The following is an 18,029-nucleotide window of genomic DNA, read 5'->3' on the forward strand; positions in this document are numbered from 1 at the left end:
GCCCCACTGTGACAGCAACTGTGACAGCAGCAGTGTCGCACCGGCCGGGGTGGGCGGTCCATCGGCCCCGGGGTCAGCCCAGCGGGAGCAGTTCGGGGTGGTGGCGCCTGGTGACCGCAGGGTGGGCTCGGGAATAGCCCTTCAATTCGTTTGCGCCGAAGTCGGAGTAGAGCGGATTCGAAGGGTCCTGGGTGATGCCGGGGGCGTGGTGGGCGTGCGGGAAGTCGAGCGGGGCGATGTGGGCGTCGAGGCGGGGGTTGTAGAAGAACGGGACGGAGAAGCGCTCGCGGGCGCCGGGCGGGGAGAGCACGCGGTGCGAGGTGGCCCGGAGGTAGCCGTCGGTGGCGACCTCGAGGAGTTCGCCGAGGTTGACCACGAAGGCGCCCTCCAGCGGGGGGACGTCGAGGAAGGTGCCGTCCGGGCGCTCGACCTGGAGGCCGCCGACGGTGTCCTGCAGCAGCAGGGTGACGAAGCCGTAGTCCTTGTGGGTGCCGACGCCCTGCGGGGGCCCGGCGGGGGCGCTGCCGGGGTAGCGGACCAGCTTGAGGTGCAGGTGGGGGTGCGGGGCGAAGGCGTCGTCGTAGAAGTCGGGGCGGGCGCCGATCGAGGCGAGCAGTTCGTGCAGCAGGCGGTGGGCGACCGCGCCGAGCCGGTCGATCCAGTGCAGGGCGGCGGTGCGCAGTTCGGGGAGCGCGGCGGGCCACTGGTTGGGGCCCTCCAGCCACCAGTACGCGGGCTCGCCCGGGGCCGGGACGTGCGGGGGCAGTTCGGGGCCGATGTCGAGCTGGTCGCGCCAGTCGCGGCGGCCGCCGGTGTGCTCGTCGCCGGTGCGGGTGTAGCCGCGGAAGTGCGGGGAGTTGAGGTTGCTGACCGCCAGCCGGTCGGCCTCGGGGAGGGCGAAGAAGGCCCGCATCGCCGAGGTCAGCGCGGCGGTCTCGGCGGGGGTGACGCCGTGGCCGGTCAGCTGGAAGAAGCCGACGCCGGTCGCGGCCCCGCGCAGTCCTGCGTGCAGGCGGGCCCGGTCGGCCGGGGTGCCGTCGGCGAGCGAGAGGTCGATCACGGGGAGGGAGGTGGGGTGCTGCTGCGTCATGGGGGTGCGTCCGCGGTGCTGGGACCCCGGGGACGGCGGATCGCGCCGGACGGCCGGGGGAGAACGGGGGCCCGCGCCTCCGAACGGGAGGAACGGGGGCGGGGCCGGGAGACGGGATGGGGTCAGGCGGAGCGACGGCAGGACGCGCTCGTGACGCGGAGCAGGTCCACGTGGCGACGGCTGACGAGAAGGGGCACCCCACCAAGGCTACCGCCCCCGCCCGGAAAGCCCCCGACGGAAAGCGCCGCCCGGAAAGCCCCGGACGGGGGCCGGTGGCGCGGGGCCCGGTTGCGCGGGCCCGGTGGCGCTGCGGCTCAGTAGCCGGTGGCGCCGTCGATGCGCTCGCGCAGCAGGTCGGCGTGGCCGTTGTGGCGGGCGTACTCGGCGAGCATGTGCACCAGGATCCGGCGCAGCGAGACCGGCTGCCCGGTGGCCTTGTGGACGCCGGTGGCCTCCAGCGAGGGGGTGTCGGCGACGATCCGGCGGGAGATCTCGACCTGGGCGCGCCAGGTGGCGAACGCCTCGTCGAAGTCCCCGTCGAGGCGCTCGAAGTCCTGGTCGGGGTCGTCGTCCGAGTAGTACAGCACCGGCCGGGACTCGTCCCCGGCGAACTGGATCTGCAGCCACCACTGCTCGACCCCGGCCAGGTGCCGCACCAGGCCGTGCAGGGTCAGCCCGGACGGCGGCACCAGGAACTCCGAGAGCCGCCCGGCCGGGACGCCCGCGCACTTCAGCGCGAAGGTCTCGCGGTGGAACTCCAGGTACGACAGCAGGACCTCCCGCTCGTCGCCGACCAACGGCGGATCGGTGCGGCCCGCGGCGTCGGCCCAGGCGGGGGAGAAGGTCTGCGGCGCGGTGGTGGGCCGGTCGGCGGGTTCGTGGACGGGTCGGTCGCTCATCGCCCCAGCCTGCCAGCCGTCACCGACAACGGGCGGGCCCCACGCGGGAGATGGGGACGGGAGCGGGTGCCCGGCGGGACGGTCGCGGCGGGACGGGGGCTCACAGGGTGACGACGAGCTTCTTCGCGGAGACGCCCTTCCGCAACTCCCGCAGCGCGTCGGGGACGGCGGCCAGGCCGTGGCCGACGACGACGGCGTCCGGGGCCGTCCGGTAGGCGCCGGAGGCGAGCGCGGCCGGCAGGAAGTCGGCGTAGACGGCCGGTCCGACCTCGTTGTCCTTCAGGGTGCCGCCCCAGATGCTGCTGACCCGCACCCCGCGCCGCCGCGCCAGCCACCCGGGGACGCGGGTGAGCAGTGCGGGCCGGGCCGAGGCGATCCGCCCGCTGCCCGCGGCCCGGGCGGCGACCGGCACCGTCCGGCGGAGCGAGCCGGCGCCGATCGCCAGGGTGCCCGCGAGCGGCTGGTCGCCGATCAGTTCGAGGAGTTCCGCGACGGCGGTCGGGCTGTTGCGGTCGACGGCGTGGGCCGCGCCCAGGGAGCGCAGGTGGTCGAAGTTGTGCGGGGACGAGGTGGCCAGCACCCGGTAGCCGGCGTTGCGGGCGAGCTGGACCGCGTTGCTCCCGACGCTGGTCGAGCCGCCCCAGACGAGCACCGTCTCCCCGCGGTCGGCCGGGTCGGGGCCGGGCAGCGCGAGGCCGAGGTGGTCCTGCTGGAACAGGCCGGTGGCGGCGGTCGACAGGGCCAGCGGCAGCACGGCCGCCCGGGGGAGGGGCAGCGCGTCGGGGACGGGGGCGACCATGTGCTCCAGCAGGACGGCGTAGTGCTGGAAGGCGCTCTCGGCCGGACGGTTGCGGGACCGGTCGACCCCGAACGCGTGCCCGAGGACGCGGTCCCCCGGGCGCAGCCGGGTCACCCCGGGGCCCGTCTCGACGACCTCGCCCGCGACGTCCGAGCCCACGACGGCGGGGAAGGCCAGCCAGGGCAGGGCCGGGCGGTAGAGGAAACCCGGCAGCCCGTCGATCGGGTTGACGGCGACCGCCCGCACCCGGACGACGACCTCGCCCGCCGCCGGCGGGGTGTAGGGCGCGGGCCCCACCTCGAAGGGCGCGCCCGGCTTCGGCAGCCACAGTGCGGTGTTCGGGTGCGTCATCTCCGGGCCTCTTCCCTGGGTGCGTGAGTGTCCGGCTCCCGAGAGTAGGCAGTGCCTAGAAAGTAGTCAATGCCTACTTGCGGATAGGATGGGGCGCATGTCCCACCGGCCCTTCCACCACGGCAACCTCCGGGCCGCCCTGCTCGAACAGGCGGAGGCGGTGCTCCGCGAACGCGGCCTGGACGCCCTCTCCCTGCGCGAACTCGCCCGCGAGACCGGCGTCAGCCACGGCGCCCCGCGCAGCCACTTCCCCGACCGCGGCGCCCTGCTCGACGCGCTCGCGGAACGCGGCTTCCTCCGGCTCGACGAGGAGATCCGCCGGGCCGCGACCGGGGCCGCTGCGCAGGACGGCCGTGCGCGGGACGACCACGCCCGCACCCTGCACGCCGCGGCCTCGGCCTACCTGGGGTTCGCCGTCCGGGAGCCCGCCCTGCTCGACCTGATGTTCGCGACCAAGACCGACGAACCCCCGGAGGCGGTCCGCGCCGCCGCCGGACGCCTGTTCGGCACCATGAGCGGCCTGATGGACGCGGGCGTCGCGGCGGGCGCCTACCCGGCCTCCGAGGTCGAACGGCTCACCCTGCTGCTGTCCGCGACCGTCCAGGGCGTCTCGGCGCTCGTCACCTCCCGCCGGATCCCGGCCGACCTGGGCGAGGCACTCATCGGCGACGGCATTGCCCTCCTGCTCTCCGGCGCGGCCGCCGGACGCTGACCGTGCCGCCGGACGGTCGTCGGGCCGCCGCGGTCAGCGCTCCGCGCGGCGGCCGCGGACGGCTTCGGTCACGACCACCGTCAGCCCCGTCAGGGCCAGCAGCAAGGCCAGGACGGCGAACGGCCAGTCCCACGGCGACGGCACCGGGAAGGAGACGCCCAGGCAGGCGATGGCCGACCCCAGCACCACCAGTAGCAGCCGCATCCGCCGGAACAGCCGCAGGTCGGAGAACTCGATGCCCTGGCGGTGCATCGACTGCTCCAGGCGCAAACCGGACCGGACCATGCCGCCCCCGAACGCGACCTGTACCGCCGCCACCGCCACACCCGCGATCGACACGAGCCCTCCCTCTTCCGCCGGGGAGCGTACTCTCCCCGCCGCGCGCGGGGGAGGCCGGCTGCGCCCGGAGGAGACGGGCGGGCGGAGAGCGAGTGGGCCCGAACGGCAGCCGGCGACAGGGAGGGGGACGACGCCGCTCCCGACGGACGCGGCGGTGCCGGACTGCGCGACCGCACGCCTACGCGGCGGCGTTCACCGCCGTTCCGGGCGCGAGTCCGGGGGCGCGCCCTGATCGTCCGCGCTACCCGTGCCGTCCGCGCCGGGGCGGTGGGTGGTCTCGGCGCTGGCGTCGGCGGTGGCGTCGTAACTCTCCTGCGGGCCGCGGACGTCCGGGTCGGGCTCGCGGGCGGGCCGGACGCCGGCGGCCCGGTCCCCGTAGCGGCGGTCGCCCTCGGCGTCCGGGCGCTCCCGGTCGGGGTCCTCGGGCGCGGGGTCGCGGTGTGCGGTCATCGGAGCCTCCTCGGCCTCGGGGCGTGCGGTCCCGGCCTCCCGGCTACCCGGCCGCCCGGCGGGCAATCCGGTCACGCACCGGACGGCCGGAGGCGGTGCGCCGGCACAGCGCGCCGGTACACCTGGCGGGAGCCGCCCTCCGGGCCCGGGTCGGCGGGCTCGGCGGGGGAGAAGCCCAGGCGCTCGTAGAAGACCCGGGCGCCACTGGCCACCGCGCCCGGGTGGTCCGCTCCGAAGGTCACCACCTCGACCGTCCGCACGTCGGCCGGGCAGCGGGCCAGTGCCTCGGCGACCAGTGCCCGCCCCAGGCCCAGGCCGCGGGCCCCGGCGTCCACCACCAGCCAGTGCAGGTGGCACACCGGCGGGTGCTGGCCGACCAGCAGACCGCCCAGCAGGGTGTCGCCGTCGTCCGCCACCAGGGCGCTGCCGCGGGCGAGTTGGTCCGCCACGGCGGCATGGAAACCGGGGTCGTCGACCATCGGCCCGAACCAGTGCTCGACCTGCCCGGCCAGCCGCACCAGCCCGGCGGCGTCCTGCGCCACCCCCGTCCGCACCCGTACTCCCGTGCCCGTGCCCGTGCCCGTGTCCGTGCCCGTGTCCATCCCCGACCCCGTTCGTCTGTCCGGCCTTGACCCTGACCCGCGGGTCAGGGGCTAGCGTTCCGGCACTTCCCGCCGGGCGCCGCCCACCGGCCGTGCCCGGCGCCCCCGATGAGCCGAGGAGCCGTCATGAGTGTGCCCGCAAACGCGTCCGGAGGTCTGCCCGCAACCGTCCGCGAGATCAGGCTCGCCCGTCGCCCGCAGGGCCGTCCGGTGGCCGCCGACCTGGCCGTGGTCGAGGTGCCGGTGCCCGAACCGGCCGAGGGGCAGGTGCTGCTGCGCAACCGGTGGTTCCAGGTCTTCGCGGGCCTGGCCTCGCTGCTCGGCGAGACCCCGCCGAACGCGCCCCTCCCGTCGATCGAGGCCGGCGGCACCCTGTTCGGGCCCGCCGTCGGCGAGGTGGTGCTGGCCCCGGAGGGCAGCGGGCTGCGCCCCGGCGACCTGGTCTTCCACTTCCAGGGCTGGCGGGAGTACGCGGTGGCCGACCCGGCCGCGCTCGCCCCGCTGGACGGTCAACTGCCCGACCCAGCGGCCCGCCTGACCTCCGGCGCGGTCGGCTACGGCGTGCTGACGCGCACCGCGCCGCTGCGGCCCGGCGACACCGTGCTGGTCACCGGCGCGGCCGGCGGCGTCGGCACGCTGGCCGGGCAGACCGCCAGACTGCTCGGCGCGGGCACCGTCCTGGGCACCACCGGCTCGCCGGCCAAGGCCGGGCGGCTGCGCGAACTCGGCTACGACGCCGTCCTGGTGGACGAGCGCACCGGCGGCGCGGACGGCCCCGCCCGCGCCGAGCGCTTCGCCCGGCAGCTCGCCGAGGCCGCCCCCGACGGCATCGACCTGCTGATCGACACGGTCGGCGGCCACCAGGCCGAGGCCGCCCTTGCCGCGGCCCGCCCCGGCGCCCGCGCCGCCCTGGTCGGCGTGCTTGCCGACCAGCTCGGCGATGCCGGGACCGCCCCGGCCGCCGCGACCCCGCTGCGCCTGGACGCCTTCCAACTCATCGTCAGGGGCCTGCAGTTGGCCGGTCACTCGAACGCCGGGCACGCCGAGGTGGAGGCCGAGTGGCTGCCCCGCTTCGGCGGGTGGCTGCGCTCCGGCGCGATCACCTTCCCGCACGCCAGGGTGAAGGGCCTGGAGCAGGCCCCGCGGGCGTTCCAGGAGATGACCGAGGGACGGCACTTCGGCACCGTCCTGGTGGAGCTGTAGTCCGGCGGCGGCGAGCGGCCCGGCGGCCGGAATGCCCGGACCCCCGCGCTGGTTCGACCGGTGGACGACCGGATGACCGGACGACCGGACCATCGGACGACCGGACGACCGGACCACCGGTCAACGGCCACCGGGGAGGGCCTGACGGACATGCGGATCGGGGACGCGGCGGCCGCCGCCGGCACCACGCCCAGGGCGCTGCGCCTGTACGAGCAGCGCGGCCTGCTGCCGCCGCCCGCCCGCACCTCCAGCGGCCAGCGGGTCTACGACGGCACCGACGTGGCCCGGGTCCGGGTGATCCGCACGCTGCTCGGTCTCGGCCTCACCATCGAGGACCTGCGCGGCCACGCCGAGTCCTTCGACCTGCTGGCCGCCGACCCGGGCCGCCGCTGCGCGAACAACAGCGGCGGCCCGGTCGTCCGGCACCGGCTGGCCGTACTGGACGCCGAGATCGCCCGGCTGACCAGGCTGCGCGCTGCGCTGGCCGCCGCCGCGCTGCGCCCCGGGCCGGGCTAGCCGGCCCTGTCCGGTCCTCAGCCCGCGTGGTGCCGGGCCAGCAGGACGGCCTCCCGGCGCAGCGCCTCGTCGCCGGTGCGGTCGGCCGCGGCGAGCAGCTCGCCGGGGAAGGCGTCCTGCAGGTCGGGGCGGTGGGCGAGCAGCCCGTAGGTGGCCCAGAGCAGGTGCTCGCGGGTGAGCGGGTCGGGGCGGTGCGGGGCGTACCAGACGTGCTCGAAGCGGGGGCGCAGGGCCGGGTCGGTGAGCAGGGTGAGCATCCGGCGCAGGTGGCGCACCGGCAGGTCGGGGTCGAACGCGGCGGAGGCGTGCACGGCGGCGACGTACAGCGCCGGGTGGTCCTCGGTGAGCGTCTCGGCGAGGACGGCGCGGGCGCCGGTGGTGCCGGTGAGGGCGAGCGCGCGCAGCAGGGCGAGCCGGACGGAGGGCTCGGTCTCGGTGCGCCACAGGCCGAGCAGGGTCGCCGGGTCGGGGGCGAGCGGGAGAGCGGCGCGGCGGACCGCCGGGTCCGGGTCGGCGAGCAGCGGGAGGGAGCCGGAGCGGTGCCGCTCGGCCAGCGCGGGGTCGGCGGGCAGCAGGCGCGCCAGCAGCACGGTCAGCGGGACGCGGGTGCGGCCCATCTCCGGGTCGGCGGTCAGCGCGAGCAGCAGCGGCAGCGCGGCGTGGGCGGCGGACGGCGCGGGCCGGCCGGGCTCGGGGACGAGGCAGTGCAGCAGTTCGCAGTCCTCGGGCCGGGCGTCCGGTCCGGCCAGCGACAGGCGGTGCAGCACCCGCGGCACCATCGTCGCCGGGCTCGACCAGTGCGCGGTCTCCAGGCCCTCCCACAGCGCGTCGTCCAGCGCGGTCAGCGGTATTTCGGTGGTCATGCGCTCCCCCGTACTCCGTGGTGCTCAGTGAAGTCGTTCCCCGTGAAGATCGGCTGTCATTCTCGGCGGGGACCGCCGTGCTGTCGTGTGGATTTCGGGCCCGGGACGAAAACTTTGCCGAGGCGATGCGGGGGAGTGATGAGGGGTCACGGAAGGGATCGGCACGGTGGCCGACCGTCGCCGCCCGGCCCCCAGGACGCGGCTCGCGGCGACGGTCGGCGACGGTCGGTGACGGGCCGTCAGCCTGTGTGTGGACGGCCCGTCAGCCCCCCCGTGTGGACAGCCCGTCAGTCCTGGGCGGACGGGGCGGCGCCCACGTACTGTGCCAGGTGCCGGCCGGTCAGGGTGGTGCGGTCGGCGACCAGGGCGGCGGGGGTGCCCTCGAAGACGATCCGGCCGCCGTCGTGGCCGGCGCCGGGGCCGAGGTCGATGATCCAGTCGGCGTGGGCCATCACCGCCTGGTGGTGCTCGACCACGATCACCGAGATGCCGGAGTCGACCAACCGGTCGAGCAGGCCCAGCAGTTGTTCGACGTCGGCCAGGTGCAGCCCGGCGGTCGGCTCGTCCAGCACGTACACGCCGCCCTTCTCGGCCATCCGGGCGGCCAGCTTGAGGCGCTGGCGTTCGCCGCCGGAGAGCGTGGTGAGCGGCTGGCCGAGCGTCAGGTAGCCGAGGCCGACGTCGGAGAGCCGCTTCAGGACGGCGTGCGCGGCGGGTGTGCGGGCCTCGCCGGCGGCGAAGAACTCCTCGGCCGCGTCGACGGGCATCGCCAGCACCTCGGCGATGTCCCGGCCGCCGAGCCGGTACTCCAGCACCGCGGCCTGGAACCGCCGGCCCTCGCACTCCTCGCAGACCGTGGCGACGCCGGCCATCATGCCCAGGTCGGTGTAGACCACGCCGGCGCCGTTGCAGGTCGGGCAGGCGCCCTCGGAGTTGGCGCTGAACAGGGCCGGCTTGACGCCGTTGGCCTTCGCGAACGCCTTGCGGATCGGCTCCAGCAGGCCCGAGTACGTCGCCGGGTTGGAGCGCCGCGAGCCCCGGATCGGGCTCTGGTCGATCGCCACCACGCCCTCCGGCGCCCCGCCCGCCAGCGCCTTCCCGCTCACCAGCGAGCCGTGCACCAGCGAGCTCTTCCCGGAGCCCGCCACGCCCGTCACCACCGTCAGCACGCCCAGCGGCACGTCCACGTCGACCTTGCGCAGGTTGTGCGCGTCCGCCCCGCGGATCTCCAACACGCCGGTGGGGGTGCGTACTTCGGGCTTGAGCGCGGCCCGGTCGTCGAAGTGCCGGCCGGTGACGGTGCCGCTGGCGCGCAGTCCGGCCACGCTGCCCTCGAAGCACACCTCGCCGCCCGCCGCGCCGGCCCCGGGGCCGAGGTCGACCACGTGGTCGGCGATCTCGATGGTCTCCGGCTTGTGCTCCACCACCAGCACCGTGTTGCCCTTGTCGCGCAGCTGCCGCAGCAGCGCGTTCATCCGCTGGATGTCGTGCGGGTGCAGGCCGGTGGTCGGCTCGTCGAAGACGTACGTGACGTCGGTCAGCGAGGAGCCCAGGTGCCGGATCATCTTCACCCGCTGCGCCTCGCCGCCGGAGAGCGTCCCGGCGGGGCGGTCCAGCGAGAGGTAGCCGAGGCCGATCGCGGTGAAGGAGTCCAGCAGCTGGCCCAGCGAGACCAGCAGCGGGGCCACCGACGGCTCGTCCAACTCCCGTACCCAGTCGGCCAGGTCGCTGATCTGCAGGGCGCAGGCGTCGGCGATCGAGATGCCCTTGATCTTCGAGGCGCGGGCGTCCGCGCTCAGCCGGGTGCCGTCGCACTCCGGGCAGGTGGTGAAGGCCACCGCCCGGTCCACGAACTCGCGGACGTGCGGCTGCAGGGCGGCCCGGTCCTTGCTGAGCATCGACTTCCGGACCCGCAGCACCAGGCCCTCGTAGGTCATGTTGATGCCGGCGATCTTCATCCGGACCGGCTCCCGGTAGAGGAAGTCGTGCCGCTCCCGCTCGGTGTACGCGTCGATCGCCTTGTCCGGGTCGACCAGGCCGGACTCGGTGTACAGCCGGTAGTTCCAGCCGCCCGACTTGTAGCCGGGGATGGTCAGCGCGCCCTCGTTCAGCGACTTCGAGCCGTCGTACAGCTGCCCCAGGTCGATGTCCGAGACGCTGCCCCGCCCCTCGCAGCGCGGACACATCCCGCCGGCCCGCCCGAACGTCCGCTTCTCGGTCGTCGTGCCCTCGCCGCGCTCCACCGTGATCGCCCCCGCGCCGTGCACCGTCGGCACGTTGAAGGAGAACGCGGGCGGCGGGCCCGCGTACGGGTCGCCGAGCCGGCTGAACAGGATCCGCAGCATCGCGTTGGCGTCCGTCGCGGTGCCCACCGTCGAGCGCGGGTCGGCGCCCATCCGCTGCTGGTCGACGACGATCGCCGTGGTCAGGCCCTCCAGCACGTCCACCTCGGGGCGGCTCAGGGAGGGCATGAAGCCCTGGACGAAGGCGCTGTACGTCTCGTTGATCAGCCGCTGCGACTCGGCCGCGACCGTCCCGAACACCAGCGAGCTCTTGCCCGAGCCGGACACCCCGGTGAACACCGTCAGCCGGCGCTTGGGCAGCTCCACGCTGACGTCCTTCAGGTTGTTCACCCGGGCCCCGTGCACCCGGATCAGGTCGTGCCCGTCCGCCGCGTGCCGCCCGTCCCCGCCGTCCGCCGGTGACCCCGCCCGTGCCGCGCCGCTCATCGTCCTCGTCCCTCCGTCCGGCGGCGCCCGTGGCAGCGCCGCCGCCCCGATCCAACCATCCGGAACCGTCGGCAGCCGGTTCTCGTCCCCACCAAGCGCGGGTAAAGTGACCGGCCGAACCACCCGGGAGGCACCCATGCGGACACAACGGCGGATACCGGACCGGAAACGGTCGATGACGCGGACGGCCCCGGGGGCCGCCGCGCTCACCGCCGCGCTGGCCGCGCTGGTGCTGCTGGGCCCCACCGCCCCGTCCGCCGCGGCAGACCCGTCGCCCGCCGCGTCCGCGTCCGCCACGGTCTCCGCGTCTCCCACGGCTTCCGCGTCCGCCACGGCTTCCGCGTCCGCCGCCGCGTCCGGGCAGCTGCCCGCCGAGGCGTCCCAGTCCGAGCGGCTGGCCGCCGAGCTGCGCAAGAGCCCGGTCTACGTCTCCGCCGACCTGCCGCGCGAGGTGCCCCGCTCGCTGGCCCCCGCGTTCGCCGAGGCCGCCAAGCGCACCGGCGTGCCCACCTACGTGCTGGTGCTGCCCGACTCCGACCGGACGCTGCTCGCCCAGGTGCACGACCGGCTCGGCGCCGACGGCCTGTACGTGCTGGTCGAGAAGTACGGCGGCGTCACCGTCTCCGCGTTCGGCGTCGACCTCCCCGCGGAGCAGGCCGCCCGGATCGCCAACCACAAGGTCCCCTACGACGCCGGGGCGCTCGCCAAGTTCACCGCCTTCGTCGACAAGGTCGTCCAGGACGAGGGCCAGGTCAACGCCGAGTCCGAGGCGGTGTACCGGGACCACGACGACGACCTGCCCCGGGCGTACCTCTCCTCCACCGACCGGCACAACCAGAACCTGCTGCTGGGCCTGGCCGTGGTGGTCATCCCCGGCCTGCTGCTCTCCCTCGGCCTGTGGTTCTCCCGCCGCCGCCCGCTGCGCCCCGCCACGGCCGCCCGCACCACCGGGGGCGGCCGCCCGGCCGTCGACCTGGGCAAGAAGCCGTCCGTCGCCCTGACCAAGGGCACCACCAAGACCACCACCAAGACCACCAAGGCCCAGGTCAAGAAGGGCGGCAACGGCGCGGGCGGGAAGGGCGTCGGACGCCCGCAGCCCGCCGCGCTCGCCCCCGCGCCGCTGCGCCGCGGCGTCCTGGCGGTCACCCTGCTGGCCACGGTGGCCTCCGTGCTCGGCGTGGTGCTCGCCGCGCCCAAGGTCTTCCCGCAGACCCTCGACGACCCCGACATCACCGTCACCCGCGCCGACCTGGAGGCCCGCACCACCGAGGCCGCCGCCGCGCTCACCGCCGACGGCGGCATCTACCAGGACGCCTCCGCCCCGACCCCGCTGACCGCCGGGCAGCTCGCCGCCGTCCGCCAGCGGATGGCCGAACTCGCCACCAAGACACCGGTGTTCCTGCTGTTCACCGCCTCCGCCGGCGACGACGAGAGCGCCGGCAACAGCTCCGTCCTGCTCGGGCAGGTCCGCCAGCGCACCGGCCTGGACGGCGTCTACGTGCAGATCGACCCGGTGAGCGGCTACCTGCAGGTGGAGGAGTACGGCGCCGCCGAGACCGACCTGGCGAGCCGGTTCCGGAAGGCCGACCTGCGCTACCCCGACCGCGAGGGCACCTCCGACGACCTCAAGATCCCCGAGCGGCTGAACACCGTCCTGGACGAGGTCGCCGCCGCCCGGCCCACCGGTGACGAGGGCCGGAGCGCCGACGACGAGAAGCTGCCCGAACTGGACAGCAACAAGCTCCCGCCGCTGTTCAGCAACGACTTCGGCGGCGGCGTCGTCCTCGGCGCCATGCTGCTCGCCGTCCTGCTGCTGCTCGCCTGGGCCGCCGTCGCCACCGCCCGCGCCGTGTTCCGCTCCCGGCAGCTGCGGGCCGCCACCACCGCCCCCGCCCGGCGCACCGGCACCGGCCCCCGGCGCACCGCCACCCGGCCCTCGGCCCGCCAGCTGCGCGGCTGGGCCACCGAGGACACCCGCGCCCTCGCCGTCCGACTGGCCGCCGCGGCCCAGGACGACCCCCGCCGGATCCGCGCCTGGGACTGCCTGGACGCCGCCGAACTCCTGCTCGGCGGCAACGGCGGCAGCGACGCCACCCCGGCCGACCTGGCCGCCGCCGTCGCCCTGGCCCGCGCCGGGGCCGACACCCTGGACGGGCGGCAGGGGCCGAAGCTGTGCCGCCTCAGCCCGCTGCACGGCGTCGCCGACGGCGGCAAGGTCCCGTCCTGGTTCGCCACCGTGGACCTCGCCCCGGGCTCGGCCCACCTGTGCGTCGAGTGCAGGGACCTCCTGCAGTTCGGCGGCGCCAACCGGTACGCCGCCGACCCGGCCGCCCGCCGCACGGAGACCGACAGGCGGCTGCTGCGCCTGCCCCTCGTCGACGGCGGCGCCCCCGTCGCCTGGACCGAGGCCGGGGAGGTGCTCCCGGCCGCGCTCGACGGCGTGGACGCGCTGGTCCGGGGAGCCCGGGAGTCCGCCAGTGTCCAGTGACCTTCCTGCCGGCACCCTCCGCACCGTCCGTGCTGTCCGTGCCGTCCGTGCTGTTCGCGCCGTCCGCCCCCTTGCCGTCCGCCCCCTCGCCGGGCATGTCCTTCCGGCCGCACTCGATGGCCTCGACGCACTCATCCTCAGGGCCCGGGAGTCCGCCAGTGTCCAGTGACCGCCCCACCACCGCATCCGGCCGCCGCCCGCTGACCGGCCCGGCCGCCGCCCGCCCGCTGCCCCGCCTGCTGGCCGTACTGCTGCTGGCCTGCGCCGTCCTGCTCGGCACCGGCGGCGGCACCGGTTCCGGCCTCGGGTTCGCCGCCCCGGCCCGCGCCGCCGACGCCACCCCCGCCACCACGGCGACCGGCGCGAGCATCGCCGAGGCGCTCAAGACCGCCCCGGTGTACGTCGACCCGGCCTTCGCCGCCGCCGTCACCCCCGCCCAGCAGCAGCAGATCGCCGAGCAGATCGCCGCGACCGGACTGCCCATCAAGGTGGTGCTGGTGCCGCTGCAGAAGGGCGACGCCTTCGACGGCCGGGCCAAGGCGATGGCCGCCGTGGTGCAGGAACGCCTCGGCCAGTCCCCGCTGATCATGATCACCAGCGACGACTACGGGAGCTGGCTCAACGGCTACGAGTGGCCCGCCGACAACGCCCACCAGGCCCGCGACGCGGCCAACGCCGTCGCCCTGATCAAGGAGCTCAAGGACGCCGGCCTGGCCGCCAAGATCGGCCGGGCGATCGAACTGATCAGCACCGGCAAGGGCACCGAGGTGTACAAGGCCGAGGCCGACCGCGTCGACCGGGAGCACGCGGCCCGCGCCGGCACCGAGGACCACGCCGACCCGTCCTCCCCGTCCTCCTCCTCCGCCACCGGCCCGTTCGCGATCGTCGCCGTCCTGGTGCTCGCCCTGGTCATCGGCTCCGCCCTGCTGGTCCGCAACCGCCGCAGGCCCCGGCACACCGCCTTCACCTTCCCCGACGCGGTGTTCGCCGCCGACCGGGCCGCCGACGAGGCCGGACTGCGCCGCCAGGCCGCCGACGAGGTGCTCGCCCTCGGCACCGCCCTGGACGGCGCCGACGGCTCCACCACCCCCGGCCTCGGCCGCGCCCTGGACGCCTACGACGCGGCCGGCCGGGTCCTCGACCGCGCCGACGGCCTCCCCGACCTGGCCGGCGTGCTCGCCCTCGCCGCCGAGGGACGCGCCGCGCTCGCCGCCGAACCCCGGCTCCCGCTCTGCTTCTTCGACCCCCGGCACGGCACCGCCGCCCGCCGCACCACCTGGCGCCCGCTCGGCCGCCGCGACCGCGTCGACGTCGCCGTCTGCACGGACTGCGGCCAGGCCCTCAAGGCCCGCCGCTCCCCGCAGGTGCTCGCCGTCCGCGACCACGGCCGCACCGTCCCGTACTTCGAGGTCCCGGCCGAACGCAGCCTGTGGGCCGCCACCGGCTACGGCTCGCTGCTCTCCGGCCCGGACGACACCCTGGCCGCCCGGGTCGGCGCCGGCGAGTTCAGCCGCGCCGCGACCCGGCGGCAGGCCGCCGACCACAAGGACTGAACCCGGGGGCCGGGCCGGGCGGGCGGGTCGCCGTCGGCGAGGTCCGGCTTCGGGTCCGGTCGTGGCGGGTCCGGGCGGGTCCGGGCGGGTCGGGGCCGGGTGGCAAGGTGCCTGCCGCGAGGGCTGAGCCCCGGGGCCGGGGCGGGTGTTCACGCGTGCGGTGGCCACGGCCAGGCGGCCGCCGCCGCGTCCGCCTCCGGGCCCGGCGCCGTCCCGACCGCCTTCCGCGTTCCCGTCCCGGTCCCGGTCCCGGTCCCGAGGGCCTCCGGCTCCAGCGCCGGGACGGTCTCGGCCGCCAGCCCCTGTTCCGCCAGCAGCCCGCACAGCCAGCCGGCCTCCGCGGGCGTCCCCGGCAGGCCCGCGCCGGCCAGCAGCTCGGCCAGGGCGACCGCGTGCGCCAGTGTTGTCCCCGGCAGGGCCCGGCGCAGTACCCGCAGCGCCGCACCCCGCCCCGCCGCCGGGTCCACCAGCCGTACCCGCACCGGCCCGTACCGCTCCAGCACCGGCCCGCGCACCCACGCCGGCGCCTCGTCGAAGCCGAAGCCCAGGCAGCCGCCGCCGTCGCACGCCGGGCACCAGGACTCGCCGTCCCAGCCCAACTCCCCGTCCTGGACGAACTGCCCCACACCCCAGCGCAGCACCGCCCCGCACGCGCACGGCACGTCGGCCTCCGCACCCCAGCTGTGACTGCGCACCCCGGTTCCCTTCCCGTTCGTGCCGGTATCTTCGCAGGCAGCGCACCCGGCACCGACGGAGGACCCCCGATGGAACTGACCGACCGCGTCCTGGTCGTCACCGGTGCGGGCCGCGGCACCGGCCGCGCCCTCGCCCTGCGGGCCGGACGCCTCGGCGCCCGGGTGCTGCTCTCCGCCCGCTCCGCCGAGACGGCCCGCACCGTCGCCGCCGAAGTCACCGCCGACAGCGGCGCCCCCGCCGAGGGCCTGCCCTGCGACCTCGCCGACCCCGCCTCCGTCCGCGAGTTCGCCGCCGCGGTGGCCGCCCGCACCGACCGGGTCGACGTCCTGGTCAACAACGGCGCCCGCTACCTGCCCGGCACCGACCTGCTGGACGCCGACGACGAGGCCATCGCCGACACCATCGCCTCCGGCGCCACCGGTACCGTCCTGATCACCCGCCACCTGCTGCCCCTGCTGCGCGCCTCGGCCGCCGCCGACGTGGTCAACCTGGTCTCCGCGGTCGCCGAACCCCGCAACCACCGCTCCGACTCCCACCCGGCCTTCTACGCCGCCAAGGCCGCCCAGGCCGGCTTCGCCGACGTCCTCTCCGCCCGGCTTCGCCCCGAGGGGATCCGGGTGATCTCGCTCTACCCGCCGGACTTCACCGACGCCGACCCGCTCGACCCGTCCTGGGACACCACCCCGCGCACCGCCGCCGACCCGCTCACCGCCCGGTCGGTCACCGACTGCGTGCTGTTCGCGATCTCCCAGCCCCGGGACTGCTTCATCCGCACCTTCCGGTTCGAGCAGCTCTGACCCGCCCGGCCGGGCGCCGCCGACGACTTACGGGAAAGCCGTCACCGCCCCGCCCGGCCAGGCCCGCTGGACCTCGGGCGGTAGGTCCCAGACGGCGGCGTGTTCGGGGTCCGGGTGGCCGACCGACCGGCAGCCGACGTCAATCACGGCGCTCAACCGCCCTTCCCGCACCAGCAGGTTGCTCGGCCCGAGGTCCCCGTGCAGCCACCCGTGCGGCCCCGACGGCTCGGGCAGCGCGAGCCCGGACCGCCACAATCCCTCCAGCGCGTCGACGTCCAACTCCCGTCCCAGCAAGGCCCGGCACTCGTCGAAGCGGGCGCCGACCGCCTCCCCGACCTCCCGCAGCCCACCCCCGCGGTACCAGCTCAACTCGCCCGCCCGCCGCGCCCCTTGCAGCCCGGCCCCGTGCAACTCCCGTACGAAATCCGCCAGATCGGCCCCGAACCCGGCCCAGTCCCGCACGCCGCCCGCCCCCGCCGCCACTACCGGCAACCCGGCCCACTGCGGGCACTGCGCCGCCAACAGCCCGCGCACGAGCGCCCCATCGGCCGGAACCTCGTCCTGGTGCAGCAACATCCCGGCAGTCTCCCCGCCGACCCGGTACCAGCGGATTTCCACCGGGCCGGCCGGCCCCCGTCCGCTTCCGCGGACTCCGTACCGGTGGTGCGGGACGGCGCGCTCCCGGGCTGCTCCGAACGCCGTGGCGCGGACGTTCAAGCCCGTCCCGGGGCCGGGCCGTCGTCGAGCACGGCCGCAAGTCCCTCGAGGATCCCGACGAACTCCTCGAACGGGACCTCCGCAACGAAGACCTTGCCCGCCTGCTCTGGATTCCTGACCAGATGTTCCTCGCGCCAGAACTGAAGAGTGATCACCAAGCGGTCCGAGTCGCGGAAGAGGTGGGCGATCACGTTGTCGGTGGTGGGTCCCCAGTTCAAGACCCGGAACCGGCTGCGGAACTCGTACTCCTCCGCGGTCTCGTCGTCAGCGCCGGCCCGGTCCGTGAGACGCCGGTGGGTGGCTTCCGGGGACAGCCCGTCGAACGGCAGCGGCGAGCCTGCATCGGAGCGCAGCCACGCCACGGTGTCCATCACATCGGAGCGGAACTGTCCGACGAACGCCATGTTGTCATCACAGGTCAGCCACTGTCCCGCGGCCCACAGGTCCACCCGGCGCAACGAGTGCTCCCACTCGCCCAGCTCGGCGGCGAGCCCGTTCCTGTCCCCCAGAAGTACGGTCACGTCGGCACTCTGACAGGTTCCGCGACCAGCCACCAGCAGGCCGAGGGCGTGCGCTTCCCTTCGGAGGAACCGCACCCGATGTGACTGCTCGGGGGTGAACTCCTGCCGCCTCGTGGTTCGTCGGGGGAGTGCGGGCACGCGGAGGTCGATGCCCGTACCGGGTGGCAGGAGCGGCGCCGATCGGGTCGGCCGCCCCTGCGCCTCGGGTGCGGCGGCATCCCGGCGTCCTCGGGTCACCCCGCCTTGGCGGCCACCGGTTCTCCGGCCGGGGGTGCTGTCGGGGCGCCGGGCCGGGAGGTGGGCCGGGCCGCGGCGGCCGGCGAGGCGGCAGCCGAGGCAGTCGGGGTGGCCGTGGCGGGCGCCGGGGTCGCGGGTGCGCCAGTGCCGGTGGTGCGGCGGGCGCGGTCCGGCGGGTTTGCCCCAGCCGGCCAGGTGCAGGAGCCAACTCGCCACCGCGCCGAGGGCCATGAGCAGTCCGCCGCCGCAGAGCCCGGCGGCCGAGCCGAGGACGAACGCCGCGCCCGCCGCGGTGAAGCCGAGGATGCCGAGGAGGGACCCGGTCCAGCCCGCGACGGTGTGCCCCATGTCGTGGTCGCCGTGTGCGCTCATGTCTCTCCGTTTGATGTGATGGGTGGGCGGGTGGTGCCGCACGACTGAAGAATCAGCTTATCTCGCGAACTAAGTTACTTAGATGCTAAGGAGAT

18 protein-coding genes are annotated in these 18,029 nt (G+C 75.8%); 6 read left to right on the plus strand and 12 right to left on the minus strand.

Annotation, left to right across the window (positions count from 1 at the left end):
• Positions 1-73: 73 nt before the first annotated feature.
• The 4 genes from ACFUEL_RS02700 to ACFUEL_RS02715 form a co-directional block, all read right to left on the minus strand.
• A complete protein-coding gene (locus tag ACFUEL_RS02700; RefSeq protein WP_380234096.1) occupies positions 74-1,090 on the minus strand; it encodes an isopenicillin N synthase family dioxygenase in 1,017 nt (338 codons plus the stop codon).
• Between the two features lie 122 nt (positions 1,091-1,212).
• A complete protein-coding gene (locus tag ACFUEL_RS02705) occupies positions 1,213-1,287 on the minus strand; it encodes a putative leader peptide (RefSeq protein ID WP_380234127.1) in 75 nt (24 codons plus the stop codon).
• A 117-nt stretch (positions 1,288-1,404) separates the two neighbouring features.
• The gene (locus ACFUEL_RS02710; RefSeq protein ID WP_380234097.1) at positions 1,405-1,989 is read right to left on the minus strand and encodes a DinB family protein; all 585 of its coding nucleotides are present in this window, start codon (positions 1,987-1,989) and stop codon (positions 1,405-1,407) included.
• A gap of 100 nt (positions 1,990-2,089) precedes the next feature.
• Entirely contained in the window at positions 2,090-3,139 is a 1,050-nt protein-coding gene (locus ACFUEL_RS02715) for a zinc-binding alcohol dehydrogenase family protein (RefSeq protein WP_380234098.1), read from the minus strand.
• Between the two features lie 97 nt (positions 3,140-3,236).
• Between ACFUEL_RS02715 and ACFUEL_RS02720 the strand changes: the two genes are divergently transcribed.
• Complete coding sequence (locus ACFUEL_RS02720) at positions 3,237-3,851, plus strand: TetR/AcrR family transcriptional regulator (protein WP_380234099.1); 615 nt, start codon at positions 3,237-3,239, stop codon at positions 3,849-3,851.
• A 33-nt stretch (positions 3,852-3,884) separates the two neighbouring features.
• Here the strand turns inward: ACFUEL_RS02720 and ACFUEL_RS02725 are convergent, their stop codons facing one another.
• From ACFUEL_RS02725 to ACFUEL_RS02735, 3 genes are all read right to left on the minus strand, one after another.
• Positions 3,885-4,190: a hypothetical protein gene (locus ACFUEL_RS02725; protein WP_380234100.1), complete on the minus strand. Its 306-nt coding sequence runs from the start codon at positions 4,188-4,190 to the stop codon at positions 3,885-3,887.
• Positions 4,191-4,382: 192 nt separating this feature from the next.
• Positions 4,383-4,640, minus strand: a complete 258-nt coding sequence (locus ACFUEL_RS02730; RefSeq protein WP_380234101.1) for a hypothetical protein — start codon at positions 4,638-4,640, stop codon at positions 4,383-4,385.
• Positions 4,641-4,711: 71 nt separating this feature from the next.
• Positions 4,712-5,242, minus strand: a complete 531-nt coding sequence (locus ACFUEL_RS02735; protein WP_380234102.1) for a GNAT family N-acetyltransferase — start codon at positions 5,240-5,242, stop codon at positions 4,712-4,714.
• Positions 5,243-5,368: 126 nt separating this feature from the next.
• Here ACFUEL_RS02735 and ACFUEL_RS02740 point away from each other — a divergent pair, with 126 nt between their 5' ends.
• Entirely contained in the window at positions 5,369-6,445 is a 1,077-nt protein-coding gene (locus tag ACFUEL_RS02740) for a zinc-binding dehydrogenase (protein WP_380234103.1), read from the plus strand.
• Positions 6,446-6,595: 150 nt separating this feature from the next.
• The gene (locus ACFUEL_RS02745; RefSeq protein ID WP_380234104.1) at positions 6,596-6,961 is read left to right on the plus strand and encodes a MerR family transcriptional regulator; all 366 of its coding nucleotides are present in this window, start codon (positions 6,596-6,598) and stop codon (positions 6,959-6,961) included.
• A gap of 17 nt (positions 6,962-6,978) precedes the next feature.
• Here ACFUEL_RS02745 and ACFUEL_RS02750 read toward each other — a convergent pair whose 3' ends face one another.
• Both ACFUEL_RS02750 and ACFUEL_RS02755 read right to left on the minus strand, forming a co-directional pair.
• Complete coding sequence (locus ACFUEL_RS02750) at positions 6,979-7,824, minus strand: hypothetical protein (RefSeq protein ID WP_380234105.1); 846 nt, start codon at positions 7,822-7,824, stop codon at positions 6,979-6,981.
• Between the two features lie 287 nt (positions 7,825-8,111).
• Positions 8,112-10,553 carry an ATP-binding cassette domain-containing protein gene (locus ACFUEL_RS02755; RefSeq protein ID WP_380234106.1) on the minus strand — a complete coding sequence of 814 codons (2,442 nt, stop codon included), beginning with the start codon at positions 10,551-10,553 and terminating at the stop codon, positions 8,112-8,114.
• Positions 10,554-10,728: 175 nt separating this feature from the next.
• On the opposite strand from ACFUEL_RS02755, the gene ACFUEL_RS02760 reads away from it, so the two are divergent.
• Complete coding sequence (locus tag ACFUEL_RS02760; protein WP_380234107.1) at positions 10,729-13,041, plus strand: hypothetical protein; 2,313 nt, start codon at positions 10,729-10,731, stop codon at positions 13,039-13,041.
• Between the two features lie 158 nt (positions 13,042-13,199).
• The gene (locus ACFUEL_RS02765) at positions 13,200-14,594 is read left to right on the plus strand and encodes a hypothetical protein (RefSeq protein ID WP_380234108.1); all 1,395 of its coding nucleotides are present in this window, start codon (positions 13,200-13,202) and stop codon (positions 14,592-14,594) included.
• Positions 14,595-14,743: 149 nt separating this feature from the next.
• On the opposite strand, the gene ACFUEL_RS02770 is transcribed toward ACFUEL_RS02765, so the two are convergent.
• Entirely contained in the window at positions 14,744-15,289 is a 546-nt protein-coding gene (locus tag ACFUEL_RS02770; protein WP_380234109.1) for a hypothetical protein, read from the minus strand.
• A 69-nt stretch (positions 15,290-15,358) separates the two neighbouring features.
• On the opposite strand from ACFUEL_RS02770, the gene ACFUEL_RS02775 reads away from it, so the two are divergent.
• Positions 15,359-16,087 (plus strand): SDR family oxidoreductase, encoded by a 729-nt coding sequence (locus tag ACFUEL_RS02775; RefSeq protein WP_380234110.1) that lies wholly within the window; start codon positions 15,359-15,361, stop codon positions 16,085-16,087.
• A gap of 27 nt (positions 16,088-16,114) precedes the next feature.
• On the opposite strand, the gene ACFUEL_RS02780 is transcribed toward ACFUEL_RS02775, so the two are convergent.
• Together ACFUEL_RS02780 and ACFUEL_RS02785 are read right to left on the minus strand one after the other, a co-directional pair.
• Complete coding sequence (locus ACFUEL_RS02780) at positions 16,115-16,663, minus strand: phosphotransferase (protein ID WP_380234111.1); 549 nt, start codon at positions 16,661-16,663, stop codon at positions 16,115-16,117.
• 137 nt (positions 16,664-16,800) lie between these two features.
• Positions 16,801-17,976 carry an HGxxPAAW family protein gene (locus ACFUEL_RS02785; protein ID WP_380234112.1) on the minus strand — a complete coding sequence of 392 codons (1,176 nt, stop codon included), beginning with the start codon at positions 17,974-17,976 and terminating at the stop codon, positions 16,801-16,803.
• Positions 17,977-18,029 lie beyond the last annotated feature (53 nt).

Origin of the sequence: Kitasatospora sp. NPDC057198 (assembly GCF_042670125.1) — a bacterium.
Lineage (GTDB): Bacteria > Actinomycetota > Actinomycetes > Streptomycetales > Streptomycetaceae > Kitasatospora.